Genomic DNA, 20,492 nt, shown 5'->3' with positions numbered 1-20,492 from the left:
TTCAGAAATGCTGTGCGCGTGAAAACCGCCTCAGTCGCGCTCTGCGATGTCCTGATCTTCTGCCGGTGGCGGCGTCAGCGGACCGATGTAACGGTCGGTCAGCCAGCAGGCCAGCGTCACCAGCAGCCAGCTTATCCCCACTGAGGCAATCAAATCGCGCGGCCAGTGCATGCCCAGCATCAGCCGGCTGCCCATCACCACCACCGACCACACCATCAGCGCGGTCACCGTCTTGTAGTGTTTACGGCGCCACAATAGCCCGATACCCAGTAACGCCCAGGTGGCAGCAAACATGGTATGGCCGGACGGGAATGCGTAACCGGTATCTTTCTGCCAGCTTCTGTTCAGCCAGTGCGGGATCTGGACGTTATCGCCGAGCAGTTCTTTCACCTGCTGGCTGCGAGCCTTGCGTTTCAGACCGTAAAATTCTTCAACGTTCATCTGATGATCAGTGCCCAGCCAGGCGACGTAAGGGCGCGGCTCACGCACTTCCTTTTTGATGTACGTCTTGGTGGACTGGCCGATCAGGAGCGCCACAGAAATCATCAGCACCAGCCCGATTGCCGCTTTGAGACGAAAACGCAGGCACCATAAGAACCAGCCGCACAGAATAACCGTGGTCAATACTCCCCAGGGCTGGCTGACGGTTTCGGTCACCCAGTAAAGCGGGAGTAAAATCGCCGGATTGCCGCCGGGTGTCCATAGCCAGCCACTGACCCACACCGCCGCTGGCATGATAAGCAGAAGAAGTGCCCCGAGGGCGGTGCGTTTGGCGATATCAAACATAGTCGTCCTTTCTGTTTTCGTAAAATGCGTAAAAGAGTAGAAGTGTAGCAATGTTGTAATTCTTGCACATTCCTTAAATCCGGGTTGTTGAGGTTACTGTTATAGTTCATAAGTTATGAACTATTTGTTCAAATATTCCCGTCAATGCGCAGGTCAAACTGTGGCAAAATGGTGCCCTGTTGTGAAGGAAAGGCACCGATTCCCTATCCTGACACCGCATCCGCACGTAGGATGCGCATCAATAAGTAAAATACTCACTGTAAATGAAGACAATTTGTGTTTTTTTTGGAGCGTAAAATGCAGCTGAAACGGGTGGCAGAAGCCAATCTGCCGACACCTTGGGGTGATTTCCTGATGGTGGGTTTTGAAGAATTGGCCACCGGGCATGACCACCTGGCGTTAGTTTTTGGTGACATCAGTGGTGAAACGCCCGTTCTGGCACGCGTTCACTCTGAATGCCTGACGGGCGATGCCCTCTTCAGCCTGCGCTGCGACTGCGGTTTTCAGCTCGAAGCAGCGTTAAACGACATCGCCGAAGAAGGTCGCGGCATTCTGATGTATCACCGTCAGGAAGGCCGTAACATCGGTTTGCTGAACAAAATCCGCGCTTATGCCCTGCAGGACAAAGGCTACGACACCGTCGAAGCCAACCACCAGCTCGGTTTTGCCGCCGATGAACGTGACTTCACGCTGTGCGCCGACATGTTCAAATTGCTGGGTGTTGATTCGGTCCGCCTGCTGACCAACAATCCGAAAAAAGTCGAAATTCTGACAGAAGCCGGGATCAACATCGTCGAACGCGTTCCGCTGGTCGTCGGGCGTAACCCGGAAAACGAGCGTTATTTATCGACCAAAGCGGCCAAAATGGGCCATCTGCTCGATAACGATCTGCGCCACAAGTAATTCTGACCGGCAAATATTAAGGGCACCTTATGAAGGTGCCCTTTTTTATGCAGAAAACGCAGTATTAACGCATTTTACCCATCACAACATTTTGCGGATCACGTAATGCAGAATGCCGCCGTTCTGGAAATAGGTCAGTTCGTTGCCGGTATCGATACGGCAGCGTGCGTTGATAGTTTGCGTCTGGCCGTCAGCGAACGCGATCTGCACCGGCACCTCCTGCCCAGGTTTCAGCGTTTGCAGCCCGCTGATGCTGATCTGCTCGTCGCCGGTCAGTTTCAGCGTTTTGCGCGTCACGCCCTGCGGGAACTCGAGCGGTAAAATGCCCATGCCGATCAGGTTCGAACGGTGGATCCGCTCAAAGGATTCGGCAATCACCACGCGCACGCCCAGCAGGCGCGGCCCCTTCGCTGCCCAGTCACGGCTGGAGCCGGAACCATACTCTTTGCCGGCAATCACCGCCGTCGGCACGCTTTCATGCTGATAGCGCATCGCCGCGTCGTAAATGGCCAGCTGTTCCTGCGACGGGATGTGGCGCGTATAGCCACCCTCCACGCCTGGCACCATTTCGTTGCGGATACGGATGTTGGCAAACGTCCCGCGCATCATCACTTCATGGTTACCGCGTCGGGAGCCGTACGAGTTAAAGGCTTTCGGTTCGACACCGTGGTTTTTCAGATACAGTCCCGCCGGACTGTCGATTTTGATGTTCCCGGCCGGTGAGATGTGATCGGTGGTAACGGAATCCGCCAGAATCGCCAGAATGCGCGCGTCTTTAATATCTTCCACGGCATCCGGTTCAGCCTTCATGTCACTGAAGAACGGCGGATGGCGGATATAGGTGGAATCCTCCTGCCAGGTGTAAGTTGGCGTCCCTTCGACCTGAATCGCCTGCCAGCTGGCGTCGCCGTTGAACACTTCGGCATACTCTTTGTGGAACATTTCCGTCGTGACCTGCCCGACGGCAAGCGCGATTTCCGCCGCCGTTGGCCAGATGTCTTTCAGATAAACCGGCTGACCCTGCTGATCTTCACCGAGCGGATCGGTCGTCAGATTCACGTTCATGTTCCCGGCCAGCGCGTAAGCCACCACCAGCGGCGGCGATGCCAGCCAGTTAGTTTTGATCAGCGGATGGATGCGCCCCTCAAAATTACGGTTACCCGACAGCACAGCCCCCACCGTTAAATCACCGCTTTTGATGGCGGATTCAACAGGCTCAGGCAGCGGGCCGGAGTTACCGATACAGGTGGTACAGCCATAGCCCACCAGATTGAAGCGCAGTTTTTCCAGATACGGCATCAGCCCGGCGGCATTCAGATAATCGGTCACCACTTTAGAGCCCGGTGCCAGCGAAGTTTTCACCCAGGGTTTACTGGTCAGCCCTTTTTCAGCGGCATTTTTGGCCAGCAGCCCGGCCGCCATCAGTACGCTCGGGTTGGAGGTGTTGGTACAGGAGGTGATTGCCGCAATGACCACCGCGCCGGTGTCCAGCGAGTAATGCTGACCATCAAGAGTGAAACTTTCTTTGTCGGTATGCCCAGGCTTGTTATTGCCCAGTTCCAGTTCGGTGGCTGCTTTGAAGGCTTTTGGCACATCCGGCAGCGCAACGCGGTCTTGCGGACGTTTCGGACCGGCCAGACTCGGCACGACATCGCCCATGTCCAGCGCCAGTGTGCTGGTGAACACCGGCTCATCACCGGCATTGCGCCATAAGCCCTGCGCCTGTGAATAGGCTTTCACCAGTTCGATTTGTTCATCGCTGCGGCCACTGAGTTTCATGTAGCCGAGGGTGACGTCATCCACCGGGAAGAACCCGCAGGTTGCACCAAACTCAGGCGACATATTGGCAATGGTCGCGCGATCCGCCAGCGGCAGATCGGCCAGACCGTCGCCAAAGAATTCAACGAATTTACCCACCACGCCATGCTTACGTAGCATCTGCGTGACGGTTAACACCAGATCGGTTGCGGTAATGCCTTCGCGCAGTTTTCCCGTCAGCCTGAAGCCCACCACGTCCGGGATTAGCATGGAAACCGGCTGTCCGAGCATCGCCGCCTCAGCCTCGATACCGCCGCAACCCCAGCCCAGAATGCCCAGGCCGTTGATCATGGTGGTGTGGGAGTCGGTACCGACCAGCGTATCGGGATAAGCCACCGTTTTGCCATTCTGTTCTTCATGCCAGACGGTCTGACCGAGATACTCCAGATTGACCTGGTGACAAATACCGGTGCCCGGCGGCACCACACGGAAACGGTTAAAGGCTTTTTGACCCCAGCGCAGGAACTGATAACGCTCGTTATTGCGCTCCATTTCCAGCCGGACGTTTTCATCAAACGCCTCTTCATCGCCAAACTCATCCACGGTGACCGAGTGGTCGATAACCAGATCGACCGGCGATAACGGATTCACCTGATCGACATTGCCACCGAGGCGTTTAACGGCCTGACGCATTGCGGCAAGATCCACCACGGCGGGTACCCCGGTGAAATCCTGCATCAGAACGCGTGCCGGGCGGTAAGCAATTTCGCGGTCAGCGTGGCCGGTTTTTTGCCATTCCACCAGCTGCAGCAAATCATTTTCCGTGACAGTGTCACCGTCAACGTGGCGCAGCAGATTTTCGAGCAGGACTTTAAGAGATTTAGGCAGGCGCTGAATATCACCCAGCGTTTTGGCGGCAAGTGGCAGACTGTAGTAGTGGAACTCCTTACCCTGGACTGCCAGCTTATCCAGACTTCTGTTACGAATATCGGACGACATAGCTTCTCCTTATGCTTCACAGCACCAGCTGGGCGAAAGAGGAATAACCCGCTGGCTTATAAGTGCATATATAAAGATAACACATATTATTGTTAACATTTTGATAACAGCTCAAACGGATCATCCGATAAAAAAATCCCGCGTCATCAGAAGATGGCGCGGGACGTTTTACATCAGAAATAGAGGCGGAATTATTTCGTCGGTAATTTGATGTCTTTGAACATCTCTTCGATATCTTCATTCGAGCGCAGGGCAATTGCGGTATCTACCACGTCACGCGTCAGATGCGGTGCGAAGCGCTGGATGAAATCGTACATGTAGCTGCGCAGGAACGTGCTGCGGCGGAAACCGATTTTGGTGGTGCTGTAGGTGAAAATATCCCGCGCATCCACGGTCACCAGATCCGGATCCTGAACCGGATCGACCGCCATACTGGCGATCACGCCCACGCCCAACCCCAGCCGCACGTAGGTTTTGATCACGTCCGCATCAGTGGCGGTGAACACAATTTTTGGCGTCAGACCGGCGCGGTTAAACGCGGTATCGAGTTCCGAGCGACCGGTAAAACCAAAGGTATAAGTGACGATGGGATAGGCCGCCAGCTCTTCAATGGTGACCTTCTCTTTACCCGCCAGCGGATGATCTGGCTGAACCACCACCGCGCGGTTCCAGTGATAGCAAGGCAACATGATCAGATCGTCGTACAGGTGCAGCGCTTCGGTAGCAATGGCGAAATCAGCGTTGCCTTTTGAAACGGCCTCCGCGATTTGCGTCGGAGAGCCCTGATGCATATGCAGTGAAACGCGCGGGTAACGCTCGATAAAGCCTTTAATCACGTTCGGCAAGGCGTAGCGTGCCTGCGTGTGCGTGGTGGCGACATACAACGATCCCTTGTCAGGATAGGTGTGCTCACCGGCCACGGCCTTGATCGCATCGACTTTGGACAACACTTCGCGGGCGATACGGATGATTTCCTGCCCTGCCGGTGTGACCTGCGTCAGGTGTTTTCCGCTGCGGGAGAAGATCTGAATACCGAGCTCATCTTCCAGCATTCTGACTTGTTTGCTGATCCCTGGCTGCGACGTGTACAGGCCTTCTGCCGTCGAACTGACGTTCAGATTGTGATTAACAACCTCTACGATGTAGCGCAGTTGCTGCAATTTCATATCTCATACCACCCTGGTTTCAAACCCTGTCACCATCCCTGTTCGCCTGCCGGCTGAACAGACTGGAAATGATTTTTATTGAATGCCCGAAGTCTGTAAACGCGCCTTTTTATGAGGCAGACGCATTAGCTTATTACTATTGTGAATAAAAATAAATTTTATATAACAATTATATCAAGAATTAACACGTTGTATAGCCAGATAACATAAGGATTAACGCAGACAGCATAAGCCTGAGAAGAAAGTTGTCAGAAACCTGTCGATGATAGATCTGAATGCAATAAAAAAACCAGCCCGGAGGACTGGTTTTTCACAAAAGAGTAACAATGAGTTATCGCCTGACAGGCGGGCTAACGGCAATGATTACTTTTTGCCTTCCACCCATTTGCCGTCAACGAAGAACGCTGTCCAGCCAGTGGCTTTGCCGTCTTTTTCCGAAGACACGTACTGCTGCTTAGTTTTGCGGCTGAAACGTACCATCGATTTGTTGCCTTCCGGGTCAGCGACGGGCGCATCCGCAAGATAACTCAGTTTCTCCGGCAAGCGATCTTTAAAGCGCTTCAGCTCTTCCACCAGCGGCGCACGGGTTTCGCGCGATTTCGGGAAAGTATTGGCCGCGAGGAACACACCGGCAGCGCCGTCACGCAGAACGAAGTAGGCGTCTGATTTCTCACACGGCAACTCAGGCAGCGGAACCGGATCTTCTTTCGGCGGTGCAACGTCACCGTTACGCAGGATCTTACGGGTGTTTTTGCACTCGTCATTGGTACAACCCATGTACTTGCCGAAACGTCCCATTTTCAGGTGCATTTCAGAACCACATTTCTCGCACTCAACGATCGGGCCGTCATAGCCCTTGATGCGGAATTCGCCCTGCTCGATTTCGTAACCGTCACATTCCGGGTTGTTACCGCAGACGTGCAGCTTACGCTGGTTGTCGATCAGGTAGCTGTCCATCGCAGTGCCACATTTGCCACAACGACGTTTCGCACGCAGCGCATTGGCTTCTGCCTCATCCCCTTCCAGCACGTTGAGCACTTCGGCATCCGCGATCAGGTTGATGGTGGTTTTGCAGCGTTCTTTCGGCGGCAATGCGTAACCGGAACAGCCCAGGAACACCCCAGTGCTGGCGGTACGGATACCCATCGGGCGGCCACATGTCGGGCACTCAATGCTGGTCAGGATCATCTGGTTCGGGCGCATACCGCCTTCTTCCGGATCCTTTTCTGCGGTTTCCAGCTGCTTGCTGAATTCGGTGAAGAATTCGTCGAGCACGGCTTTCCACTCAGCTTTGTTGTTGGCAACCTGATCCAGACCGTCTTCCATGCGCGCGGTGAAATCATAGTTCATCAGTTCGCGGAAGTTTTGCTCCAGACGATCTGTGACGATTTCACCCATTTTCTCGGCGTAGAAACGGCGGTTTTCAACGTGAACATAGCCGCGATCCTGGATGGTCGAAATGATCGACGCATAGGTAGACGGACGGCCAATGCCTCGTTTTTCCAGCTCTTTAACCAGTGACGCTTCGCTGAAACGCGCAGGCGGCTTGGTGAAATGCTGAGTGGGCAGCAGTTGTTGCAGATCAAGGTCGGTGCCGACTTCAATAGCAGGCAGAATGCGGTCTTCATCGCCTTTACGCAGCGCTGGCATGACTTTCGTCCAACCGTCGAAACGCAAAGTACGGCCTTTGGCGCGCAGGGAGTAATCGCCCGCTTTCACCGTCAGCGTGGAAGAATCGTATTGCGCCGGTGTCATCTGGCAGGCAACAAACTGACGCCAGATCAGCTGGTACAAACGCTGGGCATCGGCTTCCATGTCTTTCAGTTGTTCAGACACCACGGCCACGTCAGAAGGACGAATCGCTTCGTGCGCTTCCTGTGAATTCTCTTTGTTGCTGTACTGCAACGGCGCTTTCGGCAGGTATTTATCACCGAAATTCTCACCGATGTAGCCGCGAACCATTTCTACCGCATCCTGACTCAGGTTGGTGGAGTCGGTACGCATGTAGGTAATGTGACCGGCTTCATACAGACGCTGGGCCATCATCATGGTTTTCTTCACGCCGAAGCTCAGACGCGTGCTGGCAGCCTGTTGCAACGTGGACGTAATAAAAGGTGCACCCGGCTTACTGCTGGTCGGTTTGTCTTCACGATCGACGACCGTGTAACGCGCTTTTTCGAGCAGCGAAACCGCAGCGTGAGTTTGTTCTTTATTAACCGGTTTAAACGGTTTGTCGAGATGATGCGTGACTTCCATTTGCAGCGCGGTATCTTTCTTCGCCAGCAAATCCGCATGCAATTCCCAATACTCTTCCGGCACGAACGCTTTAATTTCTTTTTCACGCTCGACCACCAGACGCACCGCCACGGACTGAACACGACCGGCGGATAAACCGCGGGCAATCTTCTTCCACAGCAGTGGCGACACCATGTAACCCACCACGCGGTCCATGAAACGACGCGCCTGCTGGGCATTTACACGATCAATATTCAGTTCGCCCGGTTCTTTAAAAGCGTTCTGAATCGCGTTCTTGGTAATTTCGTTGAAGACCACGCGGCTGAAACGTTTATCGTCACCGCCAATCACTTCCCGCAAATGCCAGGCAATCGCCTCTCCTTCGCGGTCAAGGTCGGTTGCGAGATAGATGTGGTCAGCTTTTTCGGCTAACGCTTTTAACTCGGCAACCACTTTTTCTTTGCCCGGAAGTATTTCGTATTGCGCTTCCCAGCCGTGATAAGGATCGACGCCCATGCGATTAACCAGCGCAGTTTTCTCATCCTTTTTTACTTTTTTCTTTGGCTTTTCTTCGGTTGAGACGGCGGTTTTTTTAGCAGCGGATCCACTGGTCGGTAAATCACGAATATGACCGACGCTGGACTTAACCACGTAGTCATTTCCTAAATATTTATTAATCGTTTTGGCTTTTGCCGGGGACTCAACTATTACGAGAGCTTTGCCCATAATTACCTTTACCTGAATGATTCTTCATCAGCTGAAGAAGTTTTTGTCTAGTTATGCCGCGGCACAATATCATGTCTTTTTTTATATTGCGGCAGTGAGTCAGAACGTCAACTCATTTCTTTCAAAGAACGAGCGATCTGACTTCCAGAGGTTCAAAACACTGATTCTGCGAGGGATTAACCAGACAGGGTTCAGCGGACTGTGCCTGTTTTCACGTCAAATAATGACCAAGCGTAAACAAAACATTCCACCTGAAGCCACAAAATCCCACACTCTACCTGATAAAAATCGCTGCGCAACCTAATTAACACCGAATCCCCCATTTCGATAAAGTGGTGAAACTTTTCCCCTGACTGCGCAAAACATGACCACTTACTTAAAGGATTAACCCCAGCAGATTTGCGGTTTTATCGTCAGCAGGATTACAATATCGTCAGAAATTATAGTGGGGAGTAAATAACATGCACGAAAATACATCGGCAATTAGTCGTGAAGCTTTACTGATCGAAGCGAATAAGGTTATCCGTGAACATGAAGATTACATGCAGGGAATGATCGCCACAGAGGTTGAGCAGAAAGGCAATGTGCTGGTTTTCCGCGGGGAATTCTTCATGGATGACGACGGTTTACCCACCCGAAAAACAACGGCCGTATTTAATATGTTTAAACATCTGGCACATCTGTTTTCAGAAAAATACCATCTCGAAAATTAAGCGAATGCCAACCGGGATTGTCTGAAGATTTACCGGTAAAAAACAGTGATAAAAAAAGGGACGTTCGTCCCTTTTTCATTATTGAATGTTCGGTTACAGCAGCGGTTTCTGACTGCGCTGCAACCAGCGCAGGAACAGGCGGTCGGCGCTTTCTGCCGCGCTGCCGGTGAACCGGTCCATCATGCGTTTGCGACGTGCGTAACGCACTGCAATCACCTCATGATTTTTCATTTCAGCAATCAGCAAATCATCACTGGTTCCGATGGCATCGATCAGCCCCTTTTCACGCGCCTGCGTGCCAAACCAGTGCTCACCGGTCGCCACGGCATCAATGTCCAGTGAAGGGCGATTCTGGTGCACAAAATCTTTGAACAGCACATGCGTTTCGTTGAGATCTTCACGGAATTTCTCGCGACCTTCCTCGGTGTTTTCACCCAGCAGGGTCAGCGTCCGTTTGAATTCGCCAGCAGTATGCAATTCGATGTCGATATCATTCTTTTTCAGCAAGCGGTTGAAGTTAGGAATTTGCGCAACCACGCCGATGGAACCGATGATGGCAAAAGGTGCCGCGACAATACGATCGGCAACGCAGGCCATCATATAACCGCCGCTGGCCGCCACTTTGTCTACCGCCACCGTCAGGCGGATGCCGCTCTGGCGTAAACGCACTAACTGCGAGGCCGCCAGGCCGTATCCGTGGACCACACCGCCGGGACTTTCCAGACGTAACAACACTTCATCTTCCGGCGTGGCGACGGCCATCACCGCAGAAATTTCCTCACGCAGCGAGGTCACTTCATGGGCGTCCATACTGCCTTTGAAATCCAGCACATACAGACAAGGCTTGCGTTTGCTCTCGCCGGTTTTCGCCTGCAATTTCTTCTGTCTGGCTTCTGCTTTATCCTTTTTCTTCAGCTCTTTTCCGCGCAGTTTTTGCTCTGCGGGATTGAGCCTTGCAGTGCGCATTTCACGCTGCATCTCGCGATATTGTTCACCCAGGTCTGTCAGCTGTAACTCACCTTTACCCTGAGATTTACGCTGACGAAGCCCGACCACCAGGACCACCAGTGCGCCGATGGCAATGACAACGGTGACGACTTTGGCTAAAAACAACCCATAAAGAGAAAGTAAATCCACTCAAACCGCCTTTTCAATGTGCAAATAAAACCGTGGTAATAAAGATGCTGAACATTCTAGACAATAGCTTAACCGGCGTCTTGCGGGAATGTGACATTGTCAGCCAGAGGTAAATACGGATGCGTGTCTGTTCCAATTTTGTTACAAAAGAGCTGTCTGTTTTTCGGTTAATCATTGAAACTCATGTTCATTTCAGGCATATAACCGGTGATCACACCTGAAACACACCCTAATTCCGCCGAAATGCCGGACCCTGGTTGAGCGCAATATCTCCCACTTCCGGCGTTTTGATTTTACAAATGACGCATGTGACGACGGCCATTTGCCGCCACATTCCGACCCGTTATGAGGACAGAACGTGCACTATCATCCGAAATCTGACTTACTCAATCACCGCATTATTCTGGTGACCGGCGCAGGCGACGGCATTGGCCGCGAAGCCGCCCTCACCTATGCCCGCTTCGGCGCTCAGGTGATTTTGCTTGGCCGTACCGAAAGTAAACTGGCCAGCGTTCAGCAGGAGATTGCGGCGAGAAATCTGCGACCTGCTTTCATTTATTCTCTTGATTTGCTCACTGCCAGCCAGCAGGATTGCCAGCGCGTTGCGGATCAGATTGCACAGTGGGTACCGCATCTCGACGGTGTTCTGCACAACGCCGGGCTGCTCACCGAGATCACGCCGATGGCAGACATCGACTTGCAGGACTGGATGAACGTGATGCAGGTGAACGTGAACGCCACCTTCATGCTGACGCAGGCGCTGTTGCCGCTGTTGCTGAAATCGGCCAGCTCTTCACTGGTCTTCACCACCTCAAGCGTGGGGCGCGAAGGCCGCAGCGGCTGGGGCGCCTATGCCGTCTCGAAGTTTGCCACCGAAGGGATGATGCAGGTGCTGGCGGAAGAACATAAGCACACCGGGCTGCGGGTCAACTGCATCAACCCCGGCGGCACGCGCACCAGTATGCGTGCCTCGGCGTTTCCGGATGAAAATAAGGATAAGCTCAAGACACCTGCCGATATTATGCCGCTGTATCTGTACCTGATGGGTGATGACAGCCGCCGTAAAACCGGCATGAGTTTTGATGCCCAGCCAGGCCGCAAAGCGGGCCCTGCCGAATAGCCGTGCCAGAATGCCCTGAAAATACAACGGAGCCTTTCATGACCGAAGATCGCCACAAGCAGCGCCAGCAAAAGTTAAAAGAACAGGTCGATGCACGCATTGACGCCGCGAAAGAACAGCGCGGAATTTTGATTGTTTTCACCGGCAACGGCAAAGGCAAAACCACGGCGGCTTTCGGCACCGTCACCCGCGCCGTCGGTCACGGGATGCGCGCTGCGGTCATACAGTTCATCAAAGGAGAATGGCCGAACGGTGAAAAAAACCTGCTCGAACCGCACGGTGTTGAGTTTCAGGTGATGTCGACTGGCTTTACCTGGGAAACCCAGAACAAAGAGACGGATACGCAGGCCTGTCAGGCCGTATGGCAGCACGGAAAGCGGATGCTTGCCGATGCGTCTTTAGATCTGGTGGTGCTTGATGAGCTGACGTACATGGTCAGTTTCGGCTATCTCGAATTGCAGGACGTGGTGGATGCACTGAATGCGCGTCCGGCGCATCAGACAGTCATCATCACTGGCCGGGGTTGCCATCGCGATTTGCTGGAAATGGCCGATACCGTCAGCGAACTGCGCCCGGTGAAACATGCTTTTGATGCCGGAATTATGGCGCAACAGGGAATCGACTGGTAACAGGCGTATTCGTCATCTCCCTGAATGGAGATCAAAAAAAACCGCAGTCAGTGACTGCGGTTCTTCAGCGGATTCGAAACAATATCGCTAAGTCGCGATTAGCCTCTTTTCGCCGGGGCACTGCGGCGTGCAGGAGCAACCTGAGTGTGGCGCTTAACGGCGCGACGGATCTGGTTAGCTTTCACACGGCGGCGGTCACGTTCTACCGGCATTTTGCTGACGGTTTCTTCGTTCATTTCTACCAGCGTGCGCAGGTAGTTGATGTCCGGAAGATCCAGCTCTTTATAGCCGCCGCGAGGCAGGCCTTTTGGCAGATTCAGATCACCGTAACGAACGCGGATCAGACGGCTGACCTGAACGCCAACGGCTTCCCACAGACGACGCACTTCACGGTTACGGCCTTCTGTCAGGGTCACGTTGTACCACTGGTTAAGACCTTCGCCACCCTGGAATTTGATGGAGCGGAAAGCGGCAGGGCCGTCTTCCAGCTGCACGCCACGGCTCAGCTGTTTGATTTTTTCATCATCAATCTGACCGAATACACGCACCGCATACTCACGTTCAACTTCACGGCTTGGGTGCATCAGGCGGTTTGCCAGTTCACCGTCGGTCGTGAACAGCAGCAAGCCCGAGGTGTTGACATCAAGACGGCCAACGGCAATCCAGCGCGAACCGCGCATTTTTGGCAGACGGTCGAAGACGGTCGGGCGGCCTTCAGGATCACTGCGGGTACATAACTCGCCTTCCGGCTTGTAGTACGCCAGTACGCGGCACACGGTGTCCTGAGACTCCATCACTGACAGCACGTGGCCGTCGAGACGGATTTTTGTGCCGCCGGTGACTTCAACACGGTCGCCGAGCGTAGAGATTTTACCGTCGACGCTGACGCGCCCGGCCTGGATCATCGCTTCCACTTCACGACGCGAACCGTGGCCCGCACGTGCCAGCACCTTTTGCAGCTTTTCGCTTTGCCCTTCGGTGCTGTCCAGCGCATTTTTCGGCTTCTGGTACTTCACTTCGTCTTCGTCACCGGTTTCATCAAACAGCGTTTCAGCTTTTGGCTTGCCGGCGCGTGGTTTCACCGCACGAGGTTTTTCACCGCGTGGATTTTCAGGACGCGTCTTGCCGCGACCTGGTTTTTCGATGCGGGAATCAGAACGTGAATCGCTGCGACCGGCATCAGAACGTGGTTTGTCTGAACGCGGTTTGTCGCTGCGGGGTTTATCACTGTTAGGTTTATCGCTACGTGGCTTGTCTGAACGTGGCTTTTCGCCGCGTTTTTCAGCACGTGACAGTTCAGGACGGGCTTTCGCTGCACCGGAGTTTCTGCCGCTTTTCGGCTTATCACCTGGTGAACGTGCCGGTTTGGATCTGTCACTGGAGTGTTTCTGGGAATTATACTTCTCGCTCATTGAGCAGCCTCATTTGTCGCCTTCACAGGCGTCGGGGGGAGCGGCCAGCACGATGTGAACATCGCCTGCCCGTCAAAATTCAGTTTGGGAGATAAGCGGACTGTCGCGGAAACTTCATTTCTGCACGGGATCACTCGACACATGCACAGATAAAACACATCGCCAGACAGCATTACTTATCAATACAATGACTTACAAAAAGTCAGCCCGCCATTATACACAATTATCTGCAATTTGTATGCTTCGGGGGCTGTCAGGGTGATTATTTTTTAGCCAGTAGCGCGTAAATGCTTAGCGGAAAGGCGTCGGATCGCCGGCCCCTTCGCGGACCACTTCCGGAACCGACTCGGTCAGATCAATCACCGTGGTCGGTTGCTGGCCGATGGAGCCGCCATCAATAACCAGATCCACCAGTTTGCCCAGCTGGTCTTTGATGTCTTCCGGATCAGATTCGGCAAAATCATTGCCCGGCATCATCAGCGTGGTAGACATCAGCGGTTCGCCCAGCGCGTCGAGCAAGGCGATGGCGATAGGATTGGAGGGCACGCGCAGACCGATGGTTTTGCGCTTTTCACTCATCAGACGGCGCGGCACTTCTTTGGTCGCTTTCAGAATGAAGGTGTAGTTGCCCGGCGTGTTGTTTTTCATCAGGCGGAAAGCGCCGTTATCGACATAGGCATACGTCGAAAGCTCGGACAAATCGCGGCATACCAGTGTGAAATTGTGGTTGCTGTCTAACTGACGGATCCGGCAAATCCGCTCCATCGCATTTTTTTCTTCAAGACGACAACCCAGGGCGTAACCGGAATCGGTCGGATAGACAATGACCTGACCTTTACGCAGCAGCTCTACCGCCTGACTGATCAGGCGCGGCTGCGGATTTTCGGGATGAATATAGAAATATTGACTCATTGGATCCTCTCACTCTTTATTCTTTTCCGGTCAGGCATCAGACCGGTTCAATTTCAGGCTGTGTCATCGCAAGCGGCCAGTGTTGCCATACCGGTTCAACGCCTGCGGGAAGCCAAAGTTTGCGGCCAAGCTCAATCCACGAACAGGGCTGATGGAAATCTGAACCCTGCGAGGCCAGTAACTGATAATCACGGGCGTAGGCTGCCAGCTGCGCACGCTCATTCGGTGCCTGCTGACACTGGGCGACTTCCATCGCATCACCGCCCTGCTCAGCAAAATACGCCAGTAAGCGTTTCAGCCACTTAGTCGAAAGATCATATCGCCCCGGATGGGCGACGACGGCCTGCCCGCCTGACTGATGAATCGCATCAATCGCTTGTTCTATTGTACACCACTGTGGCGGAACGTAGCCGGTCTTGCCTTTGGCGAGGAATTTTTTGAACACCTGCGCGATGTTATCCGCCGCGCCGAATTCCACCAGATAGCGGGCGAAATGCGCACGGGTGACGGCTCCGCCATTGGCCAGACGCAGCGCGCCTTCCCAGGCACCGTCAATGCGCGCTTTCGCCAGCCGGTTGCCCATTTCCTGCGCGCGTTGCTGACGCAAACCGGCCTGCGCACTGAGTAAACTCATCATCGCCGGATGCTGCGGATCAATGCCCAGCCCGACAATGTGGATCTCATGGTTTTCCCACAAAGTGGAAATCTCAACACCATTAATCAGCACCAGCGGCAATTGCTGCTGCGCAATCGCCTGCGCCGCACGTGCCAGCCCTTCGGTACTGTCATGATCGGTGATCGCCAGTACGCCGACGCGCATTTCAACCGCCCGCGCGACCAGTGCTTCAGGCGTTAAATAGCCGTCCGACGCCGTGGTATGGCTGTGGAGATCGTAAAGCGTGAAGGCCGTGCTGAGATTCTGGTCGTCTTTCGGGGGTGAAACTGTTGTGGGTAAAGTCATCGTCACGTCGGGGATTTAACCTTTTCTGAATGCAGTTCATATCATAACGCGTTAGGCCGCCTCACGTTAGGGCTATCTTGCCGATGTTTTCACCTCGCCGTTACGCACTGTTACGGTGCGATAACATCTGAGCGCACTAAAGTTGTGAAATCCGCTGAAAAGAGGGTTGACTTTATATCCGTGAACTAGTTTACTAGTACGCAAGTTCACGAGGCAGTTCGCTGAAGAACGTCGTGACAAACCGATTCAGAAAGCTTAGTTTTTAAAACCTTAGCTTTCATAAACTAACAAGAGTGTCTGATGATGAAAATTCACATGATGGCGGTTCTCAGCTGGTGGCGTACTTCCCCTTGTCGGGCGGAGTAATCACGCATAGCTGTCATCAGACGCTGCAAGATTTCCGAAGCCCGCTTAATGCGGGCTTTTTTATGGCCGTTTATTTGAAAACGTTGATAAAAATTCAGGAAGCAAAATGACAACTCCAACACCTCGTTTAGAATTGCTGACCGCGCAGGGATGTTATCGCGGCGACCCGACGGCCATTTTTCATCAGCTGTGCGGCGCGCGTCCTGCGACCCTGCTGCTTGAGTCCTCCGAAGTGACCAGTAAAGAAAACCTGAAAAGCCTGCTGATTGTTGACAGCGCCCTGCGCATCACCGCGCTGGGTTCGCAGGTGTCCATTCAGGCCCTGACGCCGAACGGTGCCTCTTTACTGCCGCTGATTGATGCCGCGCTGCCTGCTGAAATTCGCAATGACGTCCGCCCGAATGGCCGCGAACTGACGTTCCCTGGTATCGATCAGATGCAGGATGAAGATGCGCGTTTGCGTTCCCGTTCAGTGTTCGACGCGTTACGCAGCATTCTGACCTGCGTTGAATCTCCGGCAGAGGAGCGAGAGGCGATGTTCCTCGGCGGGCTGTTTGCTTATGATCTGGTCGCCGGTTTTGAAGATTTACCTGTATTAGCCTCCGACCAGCGTTGCCCGGATTTCTGTTTCTATCTTTCTGAAACGCTGCTGGTGCTGGATCACCAGAACCGCAGCTGTCGTTTGCAGGCCAGCCTGTTTACGCCGTCGGCTGATGAGAAACAGCGTCTGCATGCCCGCCTCGAACAACTGCAACATCAGTTGCAACAGCCACCGCACGCCATCCCGCAGCAGAACGTGCCGGAAATGCAACTGAGCGTGAACCAGAGTGATGAAGAGTTCGGTGCTGTGGTTGAGAAAATGAAAGTGGCCATCCGCGCCGGCGAGATTTTCCAGGTGGTGCCTTCGCGCCGTTTCTCCCTGCCTTGCCCTGCTCCGCTGGCCGCGTATGAAACGCTGAAGAATAACAACCCAAGCCCGTACATGTTCTTTATGCAGGACAATGATTTCACGCTGTTTGGCGCCTCCCCGGAAAGCGCGCTGAAATATGACGCCACTAACCGCCAGATTGAAATTTACCCGATTGCCGGGACCCGTCCGCGCGGCCGCCGTGCCGACGGTTCGCTGGATCTGGATCTCGACAGCCGCATCGAACTGGAAATGCGTACCGATCACAAAGAGCTGGCCGAGCATCTGATGCTGGTGGATTTGGCGCGTAACGATCTGGCACGTATCTGCGAGCCGGGCAGCCGTTATGTCGCCGACCTGACCAAAGTGGACCGTTACTCTTTCGTGATGCATCTGGTGTCCCGTGTGGTCGGCACGCTGCGTCATGATCTCGACGTACTGCACGCCTATCAGGCGGTAATGAATATGGGCACGCTGACCGGTGCGCCGAAAGTGCGCGCTATGCAGCTGATTTCGGCTTCCGAACAAACCCGACGCGGCAGCTATGGCGGCGCGGTGGGTTACTTCACCGCCCACGGCGATCTGGATACCTGCATCGTCATCCGCTCTGCTTACGTTGAAGACGGCATCGCCACCGTGCAGGCTGGCGGCGGCGTGGTCCTGGATTCCGTACCGCAGGCCGAAGCCGACGAAACCCGTAATAAAGCCCGTGCTGTACTGCGCGCCATCGCCACTGCCCACAATGCGAAAGAGGTATTTTAAGATGGCCGATATCTTACTCATCGATAACGTCGATTCCTTTACTTACAACCTGGTCGATCAGTTGCGTTCAAGCGGTCACAACGTGGTGATTTACCGCAATCAGATCCCGGCTGACGTGATTATCGAAAAACTTAGCCAGCTGGAAAAACCGGTGCTGGTGCTCTCTCCGGGACCGGGCACCCCGTCAGAAGCCGGTTGCATGCCTGAATTGCTCAAACGTCTGCGCGGTCAGTTGCCGATTATCGGCATCTGCCTTGGTCATCAGGCGATTGTGGAAACCTACGGGGGTTTTGTCGGCCAGGCAGGTGAAATTCTGCACGGCAAAGCGTCTTCGATTACGCATGATAATGAAGGCATGTTTGCCGGAATGAACAACCCTCTGCCGGTGGCGCGTTACCACTCGCTGGTCGGCAGCCAGATCCCCGACGGGCTGACCGTTAACGCACGCTACGGCGACATGGTGATGGCGGTGCGTCATGAAGAAGATCGCGTATGCGGTTTCCAGTTCCATCCGGAATCCATTTTAACTTCACAGGGCGCCCGTCTGCTTGAGCAGACACTGGCCTGGGCTTTGGCGTAAGGAGAGCGATCATGCAAACGCAAACTATTCCCGGCATTCTGGAGAATCTGTATCGCGCACAGCCGATGACGCAGGAAGAAAGCCAGCAGTTATTTACCGCCATCGTCAATGGCGAACTGGAACCGGCTCAGTTAGCGGCAGCCTTAATCAGTATGAAAGTGCGTGGCGAGCAACCGGCTGAGATCGCCGGTGCGGCAAAGGCGCTGCTGGCGCATGCCGAGCCATTCCCACGCCCGGATTATCCGTTCGCGGATATCGTCGGTACCGGCGGCGATGGCACGAACAGCATCAACATTTCTACCGCCAGCGCCTTTGTGGCGGCTGCCTGTGGTGCGCGTGTGGCGAAACACGGTAACCGCAGCGTATCCAGTCGTTCCGGTTCATCGGATTTACTGGCCGCGTTTGGTATCCGTCTGGATATGCCGGCGGAAGGATCCCGCGCGGCGCTTGATGACCTGAATGTGTGTTTTCTGTTTGCGCCGCAGTATCACACCGGTTTTCGCCATGCGATGCCGGTGCGCAAATCACTGAAAACCCGCACCCTGTTTAACGTGCTCGGCCCGCTGATTAACCCGGCACGTCCGCCGCTGGCGCTGATAGGCGTATACAGCCCGGAACTGGTGTTGCCGATTGCAGAAACGCTGCGGGCACTGGGTTACGAGCGTGCGGCGGTGGTTCACGGCGCAGGTATGGATGAAGTCGCGATCCACGCAGCCACGCAGGTGGCCGAGCTGAAAGACGGCAAAATTACCACCTACGAGGTGACGCCGCAGGACTTCGGTCTGGACAATTACCCTATTGAATCCCTGCTCGGTGGCGAACCGGAAGAAAACCGTGACATTCTGGCACGCTTATTACAAGGTAAAGGTGATCCGGCCCATGAAGCCGCGGTAGCCGTCAATGTGGCGATGCTGCTGCGCCTTTTCGGTCAGGAAGATTTAAAACAAAACGCACAACAGGCATTGGCCGTCATGCGCAGTGGTGAACCCTACCAGCGCGTGTTGGCATTGGCAGCAAGAGGATAAGTGATGCAGCAGGAAACCGTGCTCCACAAGATTGTTCGCGACAAAGAAATTTGGGTCGCGGCGCGTAAAGAACAACAACCGCTGGCCAGCTTTCAGAATGAAATAACTCAGAGCCAGCGCAGTTTCTACCATGCCCTGCAAGGCGCAAGAACGGCCTTTATTCTGGAGTGCAAACAAGCCTCTCCGTCGAAAGGGAAGATCCGCGAAAACTTTGATCCGGTAGAAATCGCCAGCGTGTATAAAGACTACGCCTCCGCTATTTCCGTATTAACCGACGAAAAATACTTCCAGGGCAGCTTTGATTTCCTGCCTCTGGTCAGCAAAACCGCCACGCAGCCGGTGCTGTGCAAAGATTTCATTATCGACCCGTATCAGATCCATCTGGCCCGTTTCTATCAGGCCGATGCGATTCTGCTGATGCTGTCAGTTCTGGATGATGATCAGTACGTTCAGCTTGCCGCCGTCGCCCACAGCCTGAATATGGGCGTGCTGACGGAAGCCAGTAATGAAGAAGAACTGGATCGCGCGGTGCAACTGAAAGCCAAAGTGGTCGGCATCAATAACCGTGATCTGCGCGATTTGTCTATCGATCTCAACCGCACCCGCGAGCTGGCCCCGCGTGTACCGCACGGCGTCACCGTCATCAGCGAATCGGGGATCAACACCTACGGGCAAATTCGTGAGCTGAGCCGCTTCGCCAATGGTTTCCTGATTGGCAGCGCGCTGATGTCTGAACAGAACCTGAACAGCGCGGTACGCCGTGTGCTGCTGGGTGATAATAAAGTCTGCGGTCTGACCCGCGCTCAGGACGCCCGGGCCGCGCATGAAGCCGGTGCCATTTACGGCGGGTTGATTTTCGTCGAAGGGTCACCGCGTTTTGTGACACATACGCTGGCGAAAGAAGTACAGAACGGCGCACCGCTGAAATATGTCGGCGTATTCCGTGACGAACCGGTCAGCAACGTGGCTGAAACGGCTCAGACACTGAACCTGGCCGCCGTGCAGCTTCACGGCGAGGAAAGCCAGACGTACATCGATGAACTGCGCGCGGCGCTGCCAGAAAATATTCAGATCTGGAAAGCGCTGAGCGTTAAAGACAGCATCCCGTCACGCGACCTGAAAAATGTTGACCGCTACGTGCTGGACAACGGTAAAGGCGGCACCGGTTATCGTTTCGACTGGAGCAAGCTGGCCGGTCAGGATCTGAGCAATGTGCTGCTTGCCGGTGGTCTGAGCGCAGATAACTGCGTCGAAGCCGCGCAGCTCGGTTGCGCGGGGCTGGATTTCAATTCCGGTGTTGAAAGCGAGCCGGGCATCAAAGATGCCGAAAAAATCACCGCCGTATTCCAGACATTGCGTGCGTATTAAGCCGCACGCAATGACGCAAAAATTGAC

At 54.1% G+C, this 20,492-nt stretch carries 14 protein-coding genes, 1 pseudogene and 1 other annotated feature; of the genes and pseudogenes, 7 read left to right on the top strand and 8 right to left on the bottom strand.

From position 1 onward, the window contains the following. Positions 1-30 precede the first annotated feature (30 nt). A complete protein-coding gene (gene pgpB, locus ABSH60_RS18825; protein ID WP_136375330.1) occupies positions 31-786 on the bottom strand; it encodes a phosphatidylglycerophosphatase B in 756 nt (251 codons plus the stop codon). A 297-nt stretch (positions 787-1,083) separates the two neighbouring features. On the opposite strand from pgpB, the gene ribA reads away from it, so the two are divergent. Further along, entirely contained in the window at positions 1,084-1,689 is a 606-nt protein-coding gene (gene ribA, locus ABSH60_RS18820) for a GTP cyclohydrolase II (RefSeq protein ID WP_056780679.1), read from the top strand. Between the two features lie 81 nt (positions 1,690-1,770). Here the strand turns inward: ribA and acnA are convergent, their stop codons facing one another. The 3 genes from acnA to topA form a co-directional block, all read right to left on the bottom strand. Continuing rightward, a complete protein-coding gene (acnA, locus tag ABSH60_RS18815; RefSeq protein WP_122095506.1) occupies positions 1,771-4,446 on the bottom strand; it encodes an aconitate hydratase AcnA in 2,676 nt (891 codons plus the stop codon). Between the two features lie 191 nt (positions 4,447-4,637). Next, a complete protein-coding gene (gene cysB / locus ABSH60_RS18810) occupies positions 4,638-5,612 on the bottom strand; it encodes an HTH-type transcriptional regulator CysB (RefSeq protein WP_056780687.1) in 975 nt (324 codons plus the stop codon). A gap of 363 nt (positions 5,613-5,975) precedes the next feature. Next, positions 5,976-8,573, bottom strand: a complete 2,598-nt coding sequence (gene topA, locus ABSH60_RS18805) for a type I DNA topoisomerase (protein WP_122095507.1) — start codon at positions 8,571-8,573, stop codon at positions 5,976-5,978. Between the two features lie 461 nt (positions 8,574-9,034). Here topA and ABSH60_RS18800 point away from each other — a divergent pair, with 461 nt between their 5' ends. Then, on the top strand, positions 9,035-9,286 hold the full coding sequence (locus ABSH60_RS18800; RefSeq protein ID WP_056780695.1) for a YciN family protein: 252 nt from the start codon (positions 9,035-9,037) through the stop codon (positions 9,284-9,286). Positions 9,287-9,379: 93 nt separating this feature from the next. Here ABSH60_RS18800 and sohB read toward each other — a convergent pair whose 3' ends face one another. Next, positions 9,380-10,423: a protease SohB gene (gene sohB, locus ABSH60_RS18795; RefSeq protein WP_056780698.1), complete on the bottom strand. Its 1,044-nt coding sequence runs from the start codon at positions 10,421-10,423 to the stop codon at positions 9,380-9,382. Between the two features lie 358 nt (positions 10,424-10,781). On the opposite strand from sohB, the gene ABSH60_RS18790 reads away from it, so the two are divergent. Both ABSH60_RS18790 and cobO read left to right on the top strand, forming a co-directional pair. Then, on the top strand, positions 10,782-11,543 hold the full coding sequence (locus ABSH60_RS18790) for a YciK family oxidoreductase (RefSeq protein WP_390975252.1): 762 nt from the start codon (positions 10,782-10,784) through the stop codon (positions 11,541-11,543). Positions 11,544-11,581: 38 nt separating this feature from the next. Next, positions 11,582-12,172 (top strand): cob(I)yrinic acid a,c-diamide adenosyltransferase, encoded by a 591-nt coding sequence (cobO, locus tag ABSH60_RS18785; RefSeq protein WP_056780705.1) that lies wholly within the window; start codon positions 11,582-11,584, stop codon positions 12,170-12,172. Positions 12,173-12,270: 98 nt separating this feature from the next. Here the strand turns inward: cobO and rluB are convergent, their stop codons facing one another. From rluB to ABSH60_RS18770, 3 genes are all read right to left on the bottom strand, one after another. Beyond that, a complete protein-coding gene (gene rluB, locus ABSH60_RS18780; RefSeq protein WP_183848129.1) occupies positions 12,271-13,161 on the bottom strand; it encodes a 23S rRNA pseudouridine(2605) synthase RluB in 891 nt (296 codons plus the stop codon). A 714-nt stretch (positions 13,162-13,875) separates the two neighbouring features. Further along, the gene (locus ABSH60_RS18775; RefSeq protein WP_056780712.1) at positions 13,876-14,496 is read right to left on the bottom strand and encodes an L-threonylcarbamoyladenylate synthase; all 621 of its coding nucleotides are present in this window, start codon (positions 14,494-14,496) and stop codon (positions 13,876-13,878) included. A 37-nt stretch (positions 14,497-14,533) separates the two neighbouring features. Continuing rightward, entirely contained in the window at positions 14,534-15,457 is a 924-nt protein-coding gene (locus ABSH60_RS18770; protein ID WP_056780715.1) for a PHP domain-containing protein, read from the bottom strand. 327 nt (positions 15,458-15,784) lie between these two features. Continuing rightward, positions 15,785-15,887, top strand: a sequence feature (Trp leader region). A 42-nt stretch (positions 15,888-15,929) separates the two neighbouring features. On the opposite strand from ABSH60_RS18770, the gene ABSH60_RS18765 reads away from it, so the two are divergent. From ABSH60_RS18765 to trpCF, 3 genes and pseudogenes are all read left to right on the top strand, one after another. Beyond that, positions 15,930-17,492 carry an anthranilate synthase component 1 gene (locus ABSH60_RS18765; RefSeq protein WP_390975249.1) on the top strand — a complete coding sequence of 521 codons (1,563 nt, stop codon included), beginning with the start codon at positions 15,930-15,932 and terminating at the stop codon, positions 17,490-17,492. Between the two features lies 1 nt (position 17,493). Beyond that, positions 17,494-19,097 (top strand): annotated as a pseudogene (trpD, locus tag ABSH60_RS18760) (bifunctional anthranilate synthase glutamate amidotransferase component TrpG/anthranilate phosphoribosyltransferase TrpD). Positions 19,098-19,100: 3 nt separating this feature from the next. Further along, positions 19,101-20,465: a bifunctional indole-3-glycerol-phosphate synthase TrpC/phosphoribosylanthranilate isomerase TrpF gene (gene trpCF, locus ABSH60_RS18755; RefSeq protein WP_217204061.1), complete on the top strand. Its 1,365-nt coding sequence runs from the start codon at positions 19,101-19,103 to the stop codon at positions 20,463-20,465. Positions 20,466-20,492: the final 27 nt, after the last annotated feature.

It is taken from the genome of Rahnella sp. R3(2024), assembly GCF_042920125.1.
GTDB lineage: Bacteria > Pseudomonadota > Gammaproteobacteria > Enterobacterales > Enterobacteriaceae > Rahnella > Rahnella rivi.
This window is presented reverse-complemented; position numbering and strand designations above follow the sequence as displayed.